The sequence below is a fragment of the Escherichia fergusonii ATCC 35469 genome (genome assembly GCF_000026225.1).
In the GTDB taxonomy this organism is placed as follows: Bacteria; Pseudomonadota; Gammaproteobacteria; order Enterobacterales; family Enterobacteriaceae; genus Escherichia; species Escherichia fergusonii.
Window position 1 is genome coordinate 692338 of the sequence record NC_011740.1, and the last position, 17123, is coordinate 709460.

16 protein-coding genes are annotated in these 17123 nt (G+C 50.2%); 4 read left to right on the forward strand and 12 right to left on the reverse strand.

Going from position 1 to position 17123, the window contains the following annotated elements:
* Window positions 1-68 precede the first annotated feature (68 nt).
* Both purN and purM read right to left on the reverse strand, forming a co-directional pair.
* On the reverse strand, window positions 69-707 hold the full coding sequence (gene purN / locus EFER_RS03490; protein ID WP_001028631.1) for a phosphoribosylglycinamide formyltransferase: 639 nt from the start codon (window positions 705-707) through the stop codon (window positions 69-71).
* The gene (gene purM, locus EFER_RS03495; RefSeq protein WP_000137079.1) at window positions 707-1744 is read right to left on the reverse strand and encodes a phosphoribosylformylglycinamidine cyclo-ligase; all 1038 of its coding nucleotides are present in this window, start codon (window positions 1742-1744) and stop codon (window positions 707-709) included. Before purM ends, purN begins: the two co-directional genes overlap by 1 nt.
* A gap of 233 nt (window positions 1745-1977) precedes the next feature.
* Here purM and upp point away from each other — a divergent pair, with 233 nt between their 5' ends.
* From upp to EFER_RS03510, 3 genes are all read left to right on the forward strand, one after another.
* Window positions 1978-2604, forward strand: coding sequence for a uracil phosphoribosyltransferase (gene upp / locus EFER_RS03500; protein WP_002431660.1), 627 nt, complete (start codon window positions 1978-1980; stop codon window positions 2602-2604).
* Between the two features lie 85 nt (window positions 2605-2689).
* The gene (gene uraA, locus EFER_RS03505; protein WP_002431659.1) at window positions 2690-3979 is read left to right on the forward strand and encodes a uracil permease; all 1290 of its coding nucleotides are present in this window, start codon (window positions 2690-2692) and stop codon (window positions 3977-3979) included.
* Between the two features lie 95 nt (window positions 3980-4074).
* On the forward strand, window positions 4075-4776 hold the full coding sequence (locus EFER_RS03510) for a DnaA inactivator Hda (protein ID WP_072271641.1): 702 nt from the start codon (window positions 4075-4077) through the stop codon (window positions 4774-4776).
* A gap of 33 nt (window positions 4777-4809) precedes the next feature.
* On the opposite strand, the gene arsC is transcribed toward EFER_RS03510, so the two are convergent.
* On the reverse strand, window positions 4810-5169 hold the full coding sequence (gene arsC / locus EFER_RS03515; RefSeq protein WP_001044672.1) for an arsenate reductase (glutaredoxin): 360 nt from the start codon (window positions 5167-5169) through the stop codon (window positions 4810-4812).
* A 20-nt stretch (window positions 5170-5189) separates the two neighbouring features.
* Complete coding sequence (gene bepA / locus EFER_RS03520) at window positions 5190-6653, reverse strand: beta-barrel assembly-enhancing protease (protein ID WP_000489643.1); 1464 nt, start codon at window positions 6651-6653, stop codon at window positions 5190-5192.
* Between the two features lie 213 nt (window positions 6654-6866).
* Between bepA and EFER_RS03525 the strand changes: the two genes are divergently transcribed.
* On the forward strand, window positions 6867-7928 hold the full coding sequence (locus tag EFER_RS03525; protein WP_000892028.1) for an AI-2E family transporter: 1062 nt from the start codon (window positions 6867-6869) through the stop codon (window positions 7926-7928).
* Between the two features lie 37 nt (window positions 7929-7965).
* Here EFER_RS03525 and EFER_RS03530 read toward each other — a convergent pair whose 3' ends face one another.
* The 8 genes from EFER_RS03530 to EFER_RS03565 are packed head-to-tail and all read right to left on the reverse strand — an operon-like array spanning window position 7966 to window position 17109.
* Window positions 7966-9978: a sigma-54-dependent Fis family transcriptional regulator gene (locus tag EFER_RS03530; RefSeq protein WP_000159927.1), complete on the reverse strand. Its 2013-nt coding sequence runs from the start codon at window positions 9976-9978 to the stop codon at window positions 7966-7968.
* The gene (locus EFER_RS03535; RefSeq protein ID WP_000763686.1) at window positions 9975-10403 is read right to left on the reverse strand and encodes a formate hydrogenlyase maturation HycH family protein; all 429 of its coding nucleotides are present in this window, start codon (window positions 10401-10403) and stop codon (window positions 9975-9977) included. Before EFER_RS03535 ends, EFER_RS03530 begins: the two co-directional genes overlap by 4 nt.
* Complete coding sequence (locus EFER_RS03540; RefSeq protein WP_373690612.1) at window positions 10396-11154, reverse strand: NADH-quinone oxidoreductase subunit B family protein; 759 nt, start codon at window positions 11152-11154, stop codon at window positions 10396-10398. Before EFER_RS03540 ends, EFER_RS03535 begins: the two co-directional genes overlap by 8 nt.
* 5 nt (window positions 11155-11159) lie before the next feature.
* Complete coding sequence (gene hyfH / locus EFER_RS03545) at window positions 11160-11708, reverse strand: hydrogenase 4 subunit H (RefSeq protein WP_000916048.1); 549 nt, start codon at window positions 11706-11708, stop codon at window positions 11160-11162.
* A gap of 9 nt (window positions 11709-11717) precedes the next feature.
* Window positions 11718-13433 carry a hydrogenase large subunit gene (locus tag EFER_RS03550; protein WP_001102338.1) on the reverse strand — a complete coding sequence of 572 codons (1716 nt, stop codon included), beginning with the start codon at window positions 13431-13433 and terminating at the stop codon, window positions 11718-11720.
* Window positions 13423-15003, reverse strand: a complete 1581-nt coding sequence (gene hyfF / locus EFER_RS03555) for a hydrogenase 4 subunit F (RefSeq protein WP_000122200.1) — start codon at window positions 15001-15003, stop codon at window positions 13423-13425. The genes EFER_RS03550 and hyfF overlap by 11 nt, the downstream gene beginning before the upstream one ends.
* 4 nt (window positions 15004-15007) lie before the next feature.
* The gene (hyfE, locus tag EFER_RS03560) at window positions 15008-15658 is read right to left on the reverse strand and encodes a hydrogenase 4 membrane subunit (protein WP_000145804.1); all 651 of its coding nucleotides are present in this window, start codon (window positions 15656-15658) and stop codon (window positions 15008-15010) included.
* Window positions 15659-15669: 11 nt separating this feature from the next.
* Complete coding sequence (locus tag EFER_RS03565; protein WP_000429113.1) at window positions 15670-17109, reverse strand: hydrogenase 4 subunit D; 1440 nt, start codon at window positions 17107-17109, stop codon at window positions 15670-15672.
* Between the last annotated feature and the right edge of the window lie 14 nt (window positions 17110-17123).

The window sequence follows — 17123 nt, forward strand, 5'->3', positions numbered from 1 at the left end:
ACGTAGAGAACACGGCGGGGAAGAGCGTTCCTCACGCAAGCAGAACCGTGAGGAACAGAAAAAAATAGTTATTCGTCAGCCGCATAGCCTTGAGGAGGCAGACGTTTACCATCCAGCCAGGCGGCGTTATCGCGCATTTTCAACCGACCATCAACAAACCAACTAATGACCAGAGGATAAATGGCATGTTCCTGCGTTTGCACACGAGCCGTCACATCATCTTCAGTATCACCTGCAAACACCGGCACTCTGGCCTGTAATATTACCGGGCCACCGTCCAGTTCATCTGTGACAAAATGCACGGATGTTCCATGCTCTTTATCACCATTTTCCAGAGCCTGGCGATGGGTATGAAGCCCTGGATATTTAGGTAGCAAAGAGGGATGAATATTCAGCAACTTTTCTGCGTAATGCTCCACAAATGTCGGGCTTAAAATACGCATAAAACCCGCCAGCACCACAACATCGGGCGTGTAGTTGTCAATCTCAGCAATAAGTTGCTTGTCAAAAGCGTCGCGGTTAGCAAAATCATTCGCTGACAATACATGCGTTGGGATACCCGCTTCCCTGGCACGTTCAAGGCCGAACGCGTCGGCCTTATTGCTGAAGACTGCCCGTACGGTGCCTTTGATTTTATTGACTTTGCAGGCATCGATGATTGCCTGCAAATTGCTTCCGTTGCCGGAAATAAGCACCACAATATTCATCAAGCAATAACCACACGTTGTTCGGCATCAGAGGCTTTAATCACCCCAATTTTCCAGGCCTTTTCACCGTTGGCATTGAGCAGGGCGAGGGCGTTTTCGACTTCCGCTTCTGGCAGAGCGATGATCATGCCGACGCCACAGTTAAAGGTGCGATACATTTCGTGGCGGCTGACGTTACCCGCAGTTTGCAGCCAGTTAAACACTTCCGGCCACTGCCAGGAGGATTCATCAATTACTGCCTGAGTATTTTCTGGCAGTACGCGAGGAATATTTTCCCAGAAGCCACCCCCCGTCAGGTGAGCAATAGCATGAACATCAACCTTGTCGATCAATTCCAGTACCGATTTCACATAGATGCGAGTCGGTGCCAGCAGGTGGTCTGCTAATGGTTTACCAGCGAGCTGCGTGGTTTGTGGATCGCAACCACTGACTTCGAGTATTTTGCGCACCAACGAATAACCATTGGAGTGCGGACCGCTGGAACCAAGAGCAATCAGTACATCGCCATCGGTTACTTTCGTACCGTCGATAATTTCTGATTTTTCCACCACTCCAACGCAGAAACCGGCAACGTCATAATCTTCGCCGTGGTACATACCTGGCATTTCTGCGGTTTCACCACCAACCAGAGCACAACCAGATTGCAGGCAGCCTTCCGCGATACCGCTAATAACGGAAGATGCGGTATCAACATCCAGTTTGCCGGTCGCGTAGTAATCAAGGAAAAACAGAGGTTCAGCACCCTGTACCACCAGATCGTTGACGCACATCGCTACCAGGTCGATACCAATAGTGTCATGACGCTGTAAATCCATCGCCAGACGCAGCTTGGTGCCAACGCCATCAGTGCCGGAAACCAAAACCGGTTCACGATATTTTTGCGGCAAAGCGCACAGCGCACCGAAACCGCCCAGACCACCCATGACTTCCGGGCGGCGCGTTTTCTTTACTACGCCTTTGATTCGATCAACCAGAGCATTACCTGCGTCGATATCAACACCGGCATCTTTATAGCTAAGAGAGGTTTTTTCGGTCACTGCTTAGGTCCCCACGCATTTACTAGCGTTAACAGAATAATTTCGGCGCAATTCTATCAGGCTAAGCAAACGTTTGCGAGCCTGTGTTGAACATGCTTTATCTGCTATTTTTTAACCAGCAGATGAATGATTGATCGATATCATGTCTTCAATGTATTGCGGCGAGGATGAAAAGCGGTATAATCCGTCGATTTTTTTTTAGGTTGCCACTCGTCTGAGGATAGGAGAAGAGTATGAAGATCGTGGAAGTGAAACACCCACTCGTCAAACACAAGCTTGGGCTGATGCGTGAGACCGATATTAGCACTAAACGCTTTCGTGAACTCGCCTCGGAAGTTGGCAGCCTGTTAACATATGAAGCGACCGCCGACCTGGAAACCGAGAAGGTTACGATTGAAGGGTGGAACGGTCCGGTTGAAGTCGATCAAATCAAAGGCAAAAAAATTACCGTTGTACCGATCCTGCGTGCTGGTCTTGGCATGATGGAAGGCGTACTGGAAAACGTACCGAGCGCACGTATCAGTGTGGTCGGGATGTACCGTAACGAAGAAACCCTTGAGCCAGTACCGTATTTCCAGAAACTGGTTTCCAATATCGATGAGCGTATGGCGCTGATCGTTGATCCAATGCTGGCAACCGGTGGTTCTGTCATTGCCACCATCGACCTGCTGAAAAAAGCGGGCTGCAGCAGCATTAAAGTGCTGGTGCTGGTTGCCGCGCCGGAAGGTATCGCGGCGCTGGAAAAAGCCCACCCGGACGTGGAACTCTATACAGCATCTATCGATCAGGGGTTGAACGAGCACGGATACATCATTCCGGGTCTTGGCGACGCCGGTGACAAAATTTTTGGTACGAAATAAATAATAAATTCTTTCTTAGCCGACTTTAAGAGTCGGCTTTTTTTTGACTAAAACGCTAATAAACTTAATCGTAGAGGAAAACACTATGACGCGCCGTGCTATCGGGGTGAGTGAAAGACCGCCGCTTTTACAGACAATCCCGCTTAGTTTGCAACACCTGTTCGCCATGTTTGGTGCAACTGTACTGGTGCCCGTTCTGTTTAATATTAATCCGGCAACCGTTCTGTTATTCAACGGCATCGGAACCTTGCTGTATCTCTTTATCTGTAAAGGAAAAATCCCCGCCTATCTCGGGTCCAGTTTCGCTTTTATCTCCCCGGTTTTGCTGTTGCTGCCGTTAGGTTATGAAGTGGCACTGGGTGGTTTTATCATGTGTGGTGTACTGTTTTGCCTGGTGTCTTTTATTGTGAAGAAAGCAGGGACTGGTTGGCTGGATGTTATGTTCCCACCAGCTGCCATGGGCGCAATCGTTGCCGTCATTGGTCTTGAACTGGCGGGCGTTGCAGCGAACATGGCCGGGTTACTGCCAGCAGAAGGTCAGGCACCTGATGGTAAAACGATTTTTGTTTCCCTGGTGACGCTGTCAGTCACGGTACTGGGGTCCGTATTGTTTCGTGGTTTCCTGGCGATAATCCCGATTCTTATCGGTGTGCTGGTGGGTTATGCCCTTTCGTTTGTGATGGGAATGGTTGATACCACACCAATTGTGAACGCCCACTGGTTTGCATTACCGACTATCTATACGCCGCGTTTTGAGTGGTTTGCTATTCTTACGATTCTGCCAGCAGCGTTGGTGGTGATTGCGGAACATGTCGGTCATCTGGTGGTAACGGCGAATATCGTGAAAAAAGATCTGATCCGTGATCCGGGTCTGCACCGTTCGATGTTTGCTAATGGCCTGTCGACCGTGATTTCTGGTTTCTTTGGTTCTACGCCGAATACCACCTACGGTGAAAACATTGGTGTCATGGCCATTACTCGCGTCTACAGTACCTGGGTCATCGGCGGTGCGGCGATTATCGCTATTCTGCTTTCTTGTGTCGGGAAACTGGCCGCTGCCATTCAGATGATCCCACTGCCAGTTATGGGCGGTGTATCGCTGCTGTTATACGGAGTCATTGGGGCGTCGGGTATTCGTGTCCTGATTGAATCAAAAGTGGATTACAACAAAGCACAGAACCTGATCCTGACTTCGGTTATTTTGATTATCGGTGTCAGTGGCGCGAAGGTGCATATCGGTGCCGCAGAGCTGAAAGGTATGGCCCTGGCTACGATCGTAGGGATCGGCCTGAGTCTGATCTTTAAACTGATTGGTGTCATGCGCCCGGAAGAGGTTATTCTGGAAGCAGAAGACGCAGATACACCGCAGAAGTAAAGTAGCAACCGGGCAGTTCCGCTGCCCGGTTCTAACATCATGTAATTCTGTGGTAAACTTCTCACGATTTTGTGAAATCCCTGGTTGAGGTATCTCTGAACACACCGGCACAGCTCTCTTTGCCACTTTATCTTCCTGACGATGAAACCTTCGCAAGTTTCTGGCCGGGGGATAACTCCTCTTTACTGGCCGCGCTGCAAAACGTGCTGCGTCAGGAACATAGCGGTTACATCTATCTCTGGGCGCGCGAAGGTGCGGGGCGCAGCCATTTGCTGCATGCAGCCTGCGCGGAACTTTCTCAACGTGGTGATGCCGTTGGCTATGTACCGCTGGATAAGCGTACCTGGTTCGTACCGGAAGTTCTGGACGGAATGGAACAACTTTCGCTGGTCTGTATCGATAACATTGAATGTATTGCAGGCGACGAATTGTGGGAAATGGCGATTTTTGATCTCTATAACCGCATTCTGGAGTCAGGCAAAACGCGTCTGTTGATCACCGGTGATCGCCCTCCACGCCAGTTAAACCTGGGGTTGCCGGATCTTGCATCACGGCTTGACTGGGGGCAGATTTATAAACTGCAGCCGTTATCTGATGAGGATAAATTGCAAGCATTACAGTTACGCGCCCGTTTACGCGGCTTTGAGTTACCTGAAGATGTGGGACGCTTCCTGCTGAAACGACTTGATCGTGAAATGCGCACACTGTTTATGACACTTGATCAACTTGATCGGGCATCGATTACCGCTCAGCGCAAACTCACCATTCCATTTGTAAAAGAGATCCTGAAACTGTAAACGCCGTAGGGTTAGCCACGGCGTTACGTTTTATTAGCTGACAATTTCCAGAACTTGCTCAGGTGGACGACCTATCCGCGCTTTACCATTCGCCACCACAATCGGGCGTTCCATCAGCTTCGGATGGTCCACCATTGCCTGAATCAAAGCATCTTCACTGAGACTGCTGTCTGCCAGATTTAATTCTTTATACAGATCCTCTTTCTGGCGCATCAGTTCGCGGGCGCTGCTCATCCCAAGCATTTGCAGCAACTCACGCAGCGTTTTGCCATCAGCAGGTGTCTCAAGATAGAGCACAACTTCTGCGTCCACGCCATTTTCCTTCAGCAAGGAAAGTGTTTCACGGCTCTTGGAGCAACGAGGGTTATGGTAAATTTTTACCGTTTTGTTCATTGTTCTTCCTTTAATACGAATTACATCTTGGTATAAGGTTTAAAGCGTTCTTGCAGCTGGCGCAGCTGATCGATGCGAGCATCATAACGGGCCTGTTGCAGACTGCCTAATTTGACCTGTGAACTGGCACTGCTCAATAGGGAGATGGCCTGATCGAGACGCCCCGCCAGGGCATAACCTTCTGCCCGTGCTGCCAGTTCCTGATCGCGATTATTCAACGCGGCTTCAGCCTGTGCCAGTAGATCCCAACCATTGCCGTCATCTTTATTGTTAAAGGTGTAGCGATTCAGGATTGTTGCCGCCTGCTGTGGCTGCCCACTTTGCAGGTAAGCATTTGCGAGGTTGAGCTGCAATACCGGGTTAGTACGCAAATCACGGGCATTTTTCAGGCGATTAATCGCATCACTGGCTTTTTTCTCACCAAGATCAATATCCGTTGCCAGATCAAGATACCAGGCATTATTCGGTTCTGCCGTCAGCAGTGGCTGGAGGATTATACGTGCTTCGCCATATTTACTGCCTTCCATTGCCTGTAACGCCCGACCATACTGCGCGGCCCGCTGTTGGCGAATGTTACCTTTGGCCCATTCATCAAGAAGATCGTTGGTTAACTGGTTGCGTCCGGAATTGTACATTCCCAGCGTACGTGCTTTGGCCAGATAAAAATCCTCTGACGATTGCGTCACCATTGGGCGCATCTGATTAGCGCGGTTGCGGGCATCTGCCAGACGGCTTTCCGGCAATGGGTGAGTTAACAAAATTTCTGGTGGCCGGGAAGAGTAACGTGCCTGGTCGAGCAGTTTTTCAAGGAACGTTGGCATTGCCTGCGGATCAAACCCCGAGCGTTGCAGTACCTGAATACCGATGCGGTCAGCTTCTTGTTCGTTTTGTTGCGTAAAGCTGATCATCCCCTGACGCGTTCCCGCCAGTGTACCGGTTAATGCTGCCATCCCTGCCTGCGGACTGGCCATTGCCAGTAAAATAGAGCCTAACGCACCGGCCCATGTCAGTGGAGCGTTACGCTTTTGATCTTCCATTGCGCGGGCCAAATGGCGCTGGGTAACGTGAGAAATTTCGTGGGCCATGACCGACGCTAACTGGCTTTCGTTATCGGCATAGCGAAAGAGTGCCGAATGCAGCACCACATTGCCGCCAAAAAAAGCAAAGGCGTTAATTTCGTCGTTATTGATCAGATAGAAATGGAAGGGCGTTTTTACGGAGTCGGCGTGTGAAACCAGCCGCATACCCAGTGAATTGATGTATTGATCAAGAAGTGGATCGTTTATCAGTGGGGCGCTGCCTCGCAGCTGGCGGACGTAATAATCGCCCATCTGCATTTCCTGACCGATAGAGAGTGTGCTTCCTGCTGAGGTTCCCATATCCGGCAGGGTATCAGCCGAATCGGCAAATGCCGGTGCCACCTGACCAATAGTCATTGCTGCGATGAGCGTTGCAACCAGGTTTTTTTTCAACTGCCTGAACATAACCTCTGTCCTGTATTTTTTGAGATAACCATTTGACCCATGCTGTGGAGTATTGTTCCCGTTGCGCCAGGGTTTGCGGGTAAACCTGAAAACACATGACGGGAATAACGTTTCAGTTTCCTGAATCAGCCATAAAAAGCGAAGTCTTTTTTGTGACATTTCGATACAATTCGGGATCGCAATCCCGCTATCAAGATTCAGGGACAGGTTTTTATGCTTGAAATGTTAATGCAATGGTATCGCCGTCGTTTTAGCGACCCCGAGGCGATCGCCTTGCTGGTTATCCTGGTTGCCGGATTCGGTATTATTTTCTTTTTCAGTGGCCTGTTGGCGCCATTGTTGGTAGCCATTGTACTGGCTTATCTGCTTGAGTGGCCTACTGCTCGCCTGGAGTCGATCGGTTGCTCCCGAAGCCTGGCAACGTCGCTGGTGTTGATCGTCTTTGTGGGTATCCTCCTGTTGATGGCGTTTGTCGTCCTGCCAATTGTCTGGCAGCAGGGCATCTATTTAATCCGCGATATGCCCGGAATGTTGAACAAGCTGTCTGATTTTGCTGCCACGTTACCACGGCGTTATCCGGCACTGATGGACGCAGGCATCATCGATGCCATGGCCGAGAATATGCGTACCCGCATGTTGTCGATAAGCGATTCGGTCGTAAAATTTTCGTTAGCGTCGCTGGTGGGCTTGCTGACTCTTGCTGTTTATCTGGTGTTAGTACCGTTGATGGTCTTTTTCCTGATCAAAGATAAGCAACAGATGCTGAACGCTGTACGTCGGGTGTTACCGCGTAACCGTGGTCTGGCCGGGCAAGTCTGGCAGGAGATGAACCAACAAATCACTAATTATATTCGCGGTAAAGTGTTGGAGATGGTCGTCGTTGGTGTGGCGACCTGGCTGGGCTTTTTGCTGTTTGGTCTGAATTACTCGTTGCTGTTGGCTGTACTGGTGGGATTCTCTGTTCTGATCCCTTACATTGGCGCTTTTGTGGTGACCATTCCGGTAGTGTGTGTGGCCCTGTTTCAGTTTGGGCTTGGAACGGAGTTCTGGAGCTGCTTCGCAGTCTATCTCATTATCCAGGCACTGGACGGCAACCTGTTGGTTCCTGTGCTGTTTTCCGAAGCGGTGAATCTCCATCCCTTAGTGATAATTCTGTCAGTGGTGATCTTTGGCGGTTTATGGGGATTCTGGGGCGTTTTCTTTGCCATTCCGCTGGCAACGTTAATCAAAGCTGTCATTCATGCCTGGCCTGACGGGCAGGTTAGCGACAGTTAATCTCAGGGCCCGGTGAATGTTTCATCGGGCCAATTTTCTAAAGCACTTCACGTACTGCGATCCCAAGGCGCTGCATTCGGGACAACAACGTGGTGCGTTTCATCCCCAGACGCGTTGCCGCGCCACGAGGCCCTGCCACAATACCGTTTGTCTCGCGCAATACCTGAATAATCCGTAGCCGTTCTTCTTCATCATTTTCAGGCGTAGCAGGATTAAACATTTGCGCCATTTGTCCTTGAGTAAAACTGTTTTCACTCATCGCAGGTAGCAAGCGCGTTTGTCGTGGATGAAGATGAAGATTGAGACTACCACCGCGGGTAAGCAAAACAGCACGTTCAATCACATTCTCCAGCTCCCGCACATTACCCGGCCATTCCCATGACATCAGCTGGCGCAGGGTGTCGGTTGAGATGGCATCAATTTTGCGTTTCATACTACGCGCCATTTTTTGCGTGAAATATTTCGCCAGAAGGGGAATATCTTCCGGTCGATCACGCAGTGGTGGCAATTCCAGAGGAAATACGTTCAACCGATAAAACAGATCACTACGGAACTGACGATCTTCCACCATCTGCCATAAATCGCGGTTAGTGGCGGCAATGACTCGCACGTTTACCGGAATGGTGCGGTTTCCTCCTAGTCGTTCAATTTCTTTTTCCTGTAATACTCGTAATAGCTTTGGTTGTAACTCCAGCGGTAGATCGCCAATCTCATCAAGAAATAGCGTCCCGCCATCAGCAATTTCAAAGCGACCGCGATGAGTATTAATAGCCCCGGTAAACGCCCCTTTGTCATGACCAAACAACTCGCTTTCCAGCAGTGCAGCAGGAATGGCTGCGCAGTTAATTTTCACCAGCGGTTTGTCATGGCGCAGACTGAGCTGGTGGATGGTACGCGCAATCACCTCTTTTCCGGTACCTGTTTCACCGCAAAGCAGGACGGTACTGTCACTTTGCGCCACAATTCCCACTTGCTGGAGTAACTCTTCCATCACCTGGCTTTGATAAATGATATCGCCGACGTGTTGAGAGCAGTGTAACTGTTCGTTAAGTTGGTTATTTTCTTGCTTTAACTGCTCTTTCAGATCGTTCATGTTATGCCACGCATCGGCATTATCGACCGCAATGGCAATCCGGTTAGCGATATGTTGCAAAAGCGTGCAATTTTCATCGCTAAACAAACACGATGAACTGTGAGCCAAAAGCAACAACCCGGAAGTATGACGACCAAAGGTAAGGGGTAACAGTAATGCGCAGGAAAGCCCGGAGGAATGCAAATCCTGTAATAAAGGATCGTGCTGCCACAAAAGGGGATCTTCTGCCTGGTGAAGTAATGCGTGTTGATTACTCCCGGATATACGCTGCATTAATGCGCTTTCCACCGCCAGCGGACGTTGCAAACGCTCTGCAGGTGTAGGGGAGAAATGGGTAATATCGAGGACAAAGCCTGCGGAAGGGCGATTATCGTGCAGCACCATACCTACTGAGGTGATGCCGAAGAAATGATGGATCTCGCGTGTGACATCAGCAATTAATTCATCCCGGTCGCGGTGTGTGAGCACTGCATTGGTGATATCCACCAGCACCCGATGATGATCACGTTCTTTAATCAGTGTGTGCAGTGTTGCCTGCTGTTCCGCCTGCCCCAGTAGAGACTCCAGCACTGGTGTCATAATGCGCACTAACCAGTTGAAAAGTGAGCTATCCTGCACCGAGAACTTACTTCCTTTGGTGCGAATAAAACGAATCTCAACCATTAACATGTCGCTCAGTAATACAGCATGGAGCGAACAATCGACAACGGTTCCCTGATAACCTCCGGCAGCGGTTTCGCTTATGCCCTCTTCGAAACAGCGATACCAGACGCGGCTTCCAGGAAAATGCAGTTCAATGAGCTGCACCGCGCTAAAAGGCGGTAAAAGTGGCATAAAGGCTTGTAATAATGATTCTTTGCCACTTTGCGGCGTCAGACGCTGTAACAAGCCACTGATCGTTTCTGCCATCATGTTATCTTCCGGCGGGGCGAGCATCGCCTCGTCAAATTTTGTCATCGTATCCCTGATCCTGTTATTTTCCTTGCCAGCAAATAGATCGCTGGCTCATGGGCGATATCGTCCAGAAGCTTCATCATCTGGTCACTCAGTCGCTTCCACGGTGATTCTGCATTCTTTGTAAGTGGCGTAAACGCCTTTGCCAAAAGGCTAATGTGAGTGCTATCAATGATAATTTCACCAAAGGTTACGACCCCCTGCATTTTGCGCTGGGCCTGTTCATCTTCAAGTGATGCAATCCACTGATGGTACTCAGCCAGCGGGCAGCGCAGTGCCACCCGCAGACAGTCAATCACACCAACGTGATGCCCAATTGCCAGTGAGTAGTACATCACTTGTGAACTCTTCTCTGGCATTGCTGTACCGCTGTCGACAAACTTCTGTCGCAGTGTCCAGAAGACGATCTCGTCGCTGATATCAGCCATTAGTCCCCCGAAGTATCACCAACAGACGATCAACAATCTGATTAAGACGTGGATCGCTCTCTTGTTCTAACCAGTGCGCCAGTTGTTGCCCACTGGGATCATCACTTAACAGTCGTAATACGCGATCACTGGTTTCCCGCCCCTGGCGATAACCAGCCAGTCTCCGCGCTTCCCGCTCTATGGCAATTCGCTGAGACGGAAGAATTTGCGGCCACAGAAGTTGCGGAGCTTCAGCCGCACTCTCAACGTAATCTTCCGCGTGAATTTTTTGTTGCAACAACCCCAGTGCTACAGCAAAGCCATGAATGGTGGCGGCAGGTGTCGGAGGGCAACCGGGGATCCAAACGTCAACAGGCACGATGGTGTCGCTGCCGCCCCACACACAGTAGAGATCGTGAAAAATTCCGCCACCCACACCGCAAGCGCCGTAAGAGACACAAATTTTATGATCGGGGGCTGATTCGTAAGCCCGCAATGCAGGCATACGCATCGCTCGCGTTACTGCGCCAGTAAAAAGCAAAATGTCGGCGTGGCGTGGTGAGGAGACGACTTTGATACCAAAGCGCTCAGCATCAAATACAGGCGTAATGGCCGCGAATATTTCAATTTCACAGGCGTTGCAACCGCCACAATCCACACGATAGACATAAGCTGAACGACGAATATCTTTGAGCAGTAGCTGTTTCATTTGTTGCGTTTGCTCATCCTGGACCATCGGCTGGCTAACATGTTGACGATGGGTTTTTAGCATCGAACTCATTGTGCCTCCCGATTTCCCGAAGAGAGATTTTTCACACAACCATTAACCAGCGCAGCGTGCTGTTTGCAGCCAGGGCAAATGCTGGCTTGCTGGCGCAAAAATTGTTCATTTTGTTCAGCGTTAAGTTGCTGAGTGAGTAATTTCACCGCCACATCGACTGATTTCTGCGCGGCAAAAGGTTTACCGCATTGCTTGCAATGTTGCAGGTGGAAGGTTGCACGGGTGTAAAGATCGGCTTTGTTCGTTACGGTCAGCTCAAAATTTTCTGACAACGTGATTGCCCTTGTTGGGCAGACCTCTTCACAGCGCCCGCAGTAAATGCAGCGACCAAGAAAAAGTTGCCAGGTGCGGGTATCTTGTTGTTCATCCGTCAGGATGGTCAGCGCATTGGCCGGGCAGGCGGAAGCACAGGCAGCACAGGCAATACACTGCGCGGCATCCAGTTCCGGCTTGCCCCGAAAACCAGGGCTAACTTCCAGCGGCGCGAAAGGATATTTCACCGTTGCTTCACCGGCGCGCATAATGGTTTTGAGTAATTTCAGCATTTTCTGTCCTTACTTCAGCGGTGAGCGGTTACGATCAATGCCATAGCGCTCGATCTCTTTATACGGCACGGTTTTTGACTGATGCTTACGCACATCAACCAGCGTCACGCGGTCAGTACAGGAATAGCAGGGATCAAGGCTGCCGATAATCAGGGGGGCATCAGAAACGGTATTACCGCGTAGCATATAGCGCAGGACTGGCCAGTTAGCGTAGGTAGCAGCACGACAGCGCCAGCGGAATAATTTCTGGTTATCACCCAGCATGCTCCAGTGCACATCTTCGCCGCGTGGTGCTTCCACAAAGCCCAGCGCGAATGCGTGTGGTTTATAGCTAAAACCTTCAGTAAGCAACGGCGTATTCGGCATGTTGTCGAGGGCATATTCCAGCATCGCCAGCGAATCGAACGTTTCTTTGACGCGCACCATCACGCGGGAGAACACATCGCCGCCAGAGAAGGTAAACAGTGTTTTGGGAATGTTGCCATAGTCGGCGTAGGGGTGATCAAAGCGCAAGTCACGGGCAAAACCACTGCCACGAATCAACGGCCCAACGGGGCTGTAATCGCGGGCGATTTGTCGGTCGAGAATACCAATTCCCTGGGTACGCTGTTCCATATTCGGCGTGGCAAGCAGCATCTCCACCAACTCTGACACATCGGCACGCATCTCACGGACCAGTTTCAGCGTTTGCAGTCGCTGCTCTTTAAGAATATCGCGTCGCACGCCACCAATCAGATTCAGCCCATAGGTTTTACGTGACCCGGTCAGCAACTCAGCCATTGTCATCGACTTTTCCCGCACACGGAAAAATTGCATAAAGCCGGTATCAAAACCGACGAAATGACAGGAGAGGCCAAGGTTAAGCAGATGGCTATGCAGGCGTTCTACTTCCAGAAGAATCGAACGGATAGTGTGTGCCCGTTGCGGCACCACAATGCCCAGCGCATTTTCCACCGAGGTGGTATAGGCTACGCTGTGCGCAAAGCCACAGATACCGCATACGCGGTCAGATAAGAAGGTCACTTCATTATAGCCCATGCGCGTTTCCGCCAGTTTTTCCATGCCACGATGGACATAAAACAGGCGGTAATCGGCATCAACAATCTGTTCGCCATCAACGAACAGGCGGAAGTGACCGGGTTCATCGGAAGTGATATGCAGCGGGCCAATAGGGATCACTCGCGCGTCACTATCACCTTCATTAATAAACGGATATGTTTTGACATCAGTTGTCGGCTCCGGGCGCAGGCGATAATCCATCGCGTCTTTTCGCAACGGATGCATATCTTCCGGCCAGTCATCCGGCAACACCAGGCGTCGCTGATCTGGCAGACCCACAGGAATGAGGCCGTACATATCACGAATTTCACGCTCCCCCCAAACGGCAGCGGGTACGCGTGGTGTAACAGAGGGAAATTCCCGACTTTCGGCATCAACCAGCGCTTTCACCACAATCCAACACTTTTCTGTCCCTTCCATCGAAAGGGCATAGTAAACGGCGTAGTGACCATTTAAAGTTCGTTCATCATTGCCAAAAAGTACCGGTAACCAACCATCGTGTTGATAATAAAGATAATGAACAACATCAGGCAGCAGGTTAATTTTTACCGTAATAGTGACCTGCTCGGAGGTTTGTCGTTCTTCGTCCAGCACCGCGCCGGGAAATTGTATTTTCAGGGCGGCCAGACACGCTTCGCCGCGATTATTTGTGGTATTAACGTTCACTTTTACTCTCCGGTAATGAAGCCGTGTCTGTTGTGATGAAGTCTTGCCAGCTCATAATTTGTGCCGGAGATTCATCCGTCCCTGCGAGGACAATAACTGATGCGTTTTGGAGAATCCTGATGATCGGCTGAGGAATATCTGTCCCCATCATCAGCATCATGACCACCAGCAAAGCCATTGGCGTGGTGGTGAGCCAGCTTATTTCTCCACGAATCACCGCTTCTGGTGGCCTGGCAAACAACACCCGTGCGGCCATCCGCACCAGCCCTGCCAACACCAGAGTCAGTAACAACAGCAGTACAATGGTGAGCACCAAATGTTGACGCGCCAGCCCGGCGGTAATGGTCATAAACTCACTGAGGAAGATATTGAAAGGTGGCATCCCGGCAAGCGCCAGTGCGCCTGCTCCCAGCAACACGGCACTGAATGGCATGATCTTTAACATGCCGCGAATAACATTCAGATCCCGCGTGCCGTATTTCAGCAACACATTGCCAGAACCACAGAACAACAGCGTTTTAGCCAGACTATGATTTAAGGTATGGAGTAGTGCAGCCAGAATTCCTAATGGCCCACCAATGCCCAACGCCACGGCAACCAGCCCCATATTTTCCACACTGGAATAGGCCAGCAGGCGTTTCATATCACGTTGCACAAGGATGAAAAACGCGGCTACAGCAACGGACAACATGCCAAATATCAACAACAGTTTGTTCGGGAAGTCGTTGCCGATGCTCTGGCAAATGATGACGTAGTAGCGGATGAGTACCAGTAACGCGCAATTCAGTAAAACGGCAGAGAGCAGGGCACTCACCGGGCTTGGGGCTTCACTGTGAGCGTCAGGTAGCCAGGCGTGCATCGGGAACAGACCGATTTTGGTGCCAAAACCGATCAACACAAATACAAACGCCAGCAGCATTAACATCGGATCAAGCAACGGAGCTTGTTGCAACACCGCTGTCCAGAAAATAGCCAGTTCTGGATCAGGCATAATGCTGGCTGCATTGGCATAGACCAGTACCGTGCCAAATAAACCGAAAGCGACACCTACAGTACAGATGATGATGTACTTCCAGGCTGCTTCCAGAGATGAACGTTGACCGTAGATCCCTACCAGAAACGCGGAACTTAATGTTGTGGCTTCTATCGCTGCCCACATCACAATCAGGTTATTACTGGTGACCACCAACAACATGGTGAATAAAAAGAGATGGAAAAAACCGTAGTAATCACACAGCGTGTTCTGCGAAATCTCTCCGTGGTCCACCTCATGACCCATATAGCCAATAGAATAAATACCGGTAAGGAATCCAATCACCCCAAGCAAACCGAGAAATAAGCCACTCAGGCTATCAAGGTGTAACCACAGATTTGCGGCAAAAATCCCTCCTTCGTTGAGAGTGATATTCACCAACCAAAGTGCGAGGATTAATAACAACGTAATCCCTGTTGTATGCAGGAACGTAACGACATGGCGTTGTGCTTTGACCAGCAACCGACAGGCAAAACAGAGCAGCGAGAAGAACAACGGCGTTATCAGGAGTAAGGCAAACAAGGCAGAATAACTCATGTCATTATCCTTTCAGCGCAGTAAGAGTGTTCACATCCAGCGTGCCATGCGTACGCCAAATCTTTCTTGCCAGCAGCACCATCACAATCACGGCAAAGATGGCGTCAGTAGCGATACCAATTTCCACCAGTTCCGGTGCACGCCAGGCAAGGAGAGCAAGGACCAGATGTGAGCCGTTTTCCATCAGGCAGTAACCAAATACCTGACGCAGAATATTGCGCTGACTAATGATGCACAGCAGGCCCAGTAAGAAGTGACCCAGTGCTACAGCCAGTGCAGGCTTAAGGCCAATAGCCATGGGTAATGTCACCGGGCGGATGACAAAGGCACACAGCAGAACTATCAGCGCAGCCAGTAGCGCCATAATGACCGGGCTGAACAACGCCTTCCCGCTCCTGTTGACCGTTATTTTGCGTACAGCCCAGATCATGATTAACGGCACGAGGAGTACTTTGGTGATAAATGCACTGCCAGACCACATCAGCAGTTCCTCTGCCTGAAATAATTGGGCAAGAGTCAGGAAAATTGAAACCAACACCAGTGACTGAAAAGCGTAAAAGACACAGGCAAGGCGAAAGCCTTTCACGCTGATCACGAACAGTGAAGTCAGCATCATGAGTCCTGCCAGGTTATTAACAATTGATATACCCGTCATATTTCAACTCCTTACTGAAGCCATACAGCAGCGATTACGCTGGAGATAAGCGACATCACAATGAGCACAATCAGCACCAGACGCATAGAAAACGGCAACGGAGAAGCGTGCGCAACTTCGTCACTGGGCTTCCCTGGTACGACGCGTCCAAACCAGTAAATGAACCAGCCAAAACTGGCGACTGATTCGATTAACAGCAGAATCATGGCGATGAGTAGCGCGGGATAAATACTGGAAAGCGCAAAGCCGGCGGCAAACAGCGGATACTTACTAAAGAAACCGTTAAATGGCGGAACACCTGTAATCGCTAGCGCAGCGACACAGAATCCAATACCAGCAAGGGGAAGTATCCGCAAAACACCACGCAGTTTGGGAAGCATGCGAGTACCACAGCTAAAACTGAGCGACCCTGCGATTAAGAAAAAGAGACTCTTAGCGAAAGCGTGGTTAACGAGGTAGGCAATACTGCCGATAAACGCCAGTGGGGAGCCAAAAATAGACAGCGAAAGCCCGAAGAACATCCAGCCTAATTGGGTAATTGTCGACCATGCCAGCAGACGTTTCATATCCTGTTGCGGCAGATACATCATGAACCCGTAAATGATGGTGGCAAGTGCCATCACCAGACCAATCATGCCAATTTCAATGGGAATATTGCCGCCATCAAGGATCGCACGGGCATAGATATAAACCCCAACTTTCACCATTGAAGCAGCATGTAGATAAGCACTGATCGGTGTGGGGGCTTCCATGGCATCTGGCAGCCAGGCCTGAAGGGGTAACTGTGCTGATTTACCCCATGCGGCAAAGAGAATGCCGCCATAGACCAGGTAACGAGCATCACCATGAATATCACTGAGTGCAGCGAGTGCAAATGTACCGGTGTGCAGGAAAAGTGTCGCAGCGGCGATATAAAGCCCCAGTGATCCGACGTGAGTCATTAGCAGGGCTTTGATTGCAGAACGCTGTGCTTTGTCACTCTGGTAATAACCAATTAACGCCCAGGAACATCCGCCTGTAATTTCGAAGAATAGCAACTGACCGAGAATTGTTGATGAGAGTACCAGACCTGACATCGCGCCGATAAACACCAGCAAAAAAGCGTAATAGCGGTTGCTACCCTGGTGTGGATGTTCACGGTTTTTATCGGTCAGATAACCGGTTGAGTAAATGGTGACCAGCAGGCCGAGAAAGACCACCACAAACAACACCAGGCTACTTACTTTGTCAATGACCAGCCCAAACAGTGCCACATCACCAACCTGTGCCAGTGGCAGCGTGACCGCACTTTTTCCGCTCTGATAAAAAGCGGCTTCCAGCGAAATCAAACAAATCGTTGTGAGCGAGGCAAACAGCGTACCGAGTTTAGCGGCATGACGTTGCGGGCTTAGCGAAACAACCAGGGCGCCAATAAAGGGTAGCAAGAGCGTGGTTAAAGCAAGATTTTCCATTGGCTGCAAGCCTC

Bases quoted from the DNA above. Each gene is read 5' to 3' on its own strand.
- purN (WP_001028631.1), bottom strand. From the start codon at position 707: ATGAATATTGTGGTGCTTATTTCCGGCAACGGAAGCAATTTGCAGGCA.
- upp (WP_002431660.1), top strand. From the start codon at position 1,978: ATGAAGATCGTGGAAGTGAAACACCCACTCGTCAAACACAAGCTTGGG.
- uraA (WP_002431659.1), top strand. From the start codon at position 2,690: ATGACGCGCCGTGCTATCGGGGTGAGTGAAAGACCGCCGCTTTTACAG.
- arsC (WP_001044672.1), bottom strand. From the start codon at position 5,169: ATGAACAAAACGGTAAAAATTTACCATAACCCTCGTTGCTCCAAGAGC.
- bepA (WP_000489643.1), bottom strand. From the start codon at position 6,653: ATGTTCAGGCAGTTGAAAAAAAACCTGGTTGCAACGCTCATCGCAGCA.
- EFER_RS03525 (WP_000892028.1), top strand. From the start codon at position 6,867: ATGCTTGAAATGTTAATGCAATGGTATCGCCGTCGTTTTAGCGACCCC.
- EFER_RS03530 (WP_000159927.1), bottom strand. From the start codon at position 9,978: ATGACAAAATTTGACGAGGCGATGCTCGCCCCGCCGGAAGATAACATG.
- EFER_RS03535 (WP_000763686.1), bottom strand. From the start codon at position 10,403: ATGGCTGATATCAGCGACGAGATCGTCTTCTGGACACTGCGACAGAAG.
- EFER_RS03540 (WP_373690612.1), bottom strand. From the start codon at position 11,154: ATGCTAAAAACCCATCGTCAACATGTTAGCCAGCCGATGGTCCAGGAT.
- hyfH (WP_000916048.1), bottom strand. From the start codon at position 11,708: ATGCTGAAATTACTCAAAACCATTATGCGCGCCGGTGAAGCAACGGTG.
- hyfF (WP_000122200.1), bottom strand. From the start codon at position 15,003: ATGAGTTATTCTGCCTTGTTTGCCTTACTCCTGATAACGCCGTTGTTC.
- hyfE (WP_000145804.1), bottom strand. From the start codon at position 15,658: ATGACGGGTATATCAATTGTTAATAACCTGGCAGGACTCATGATGCTG.
- EFER_RS03565 (WP_000429113.1), bottom strand. From the start codon at position 17,109: ATGGAAAATCTTGCTTTAACCACGCTCTTGCTACCCTTTATTGGCGCC.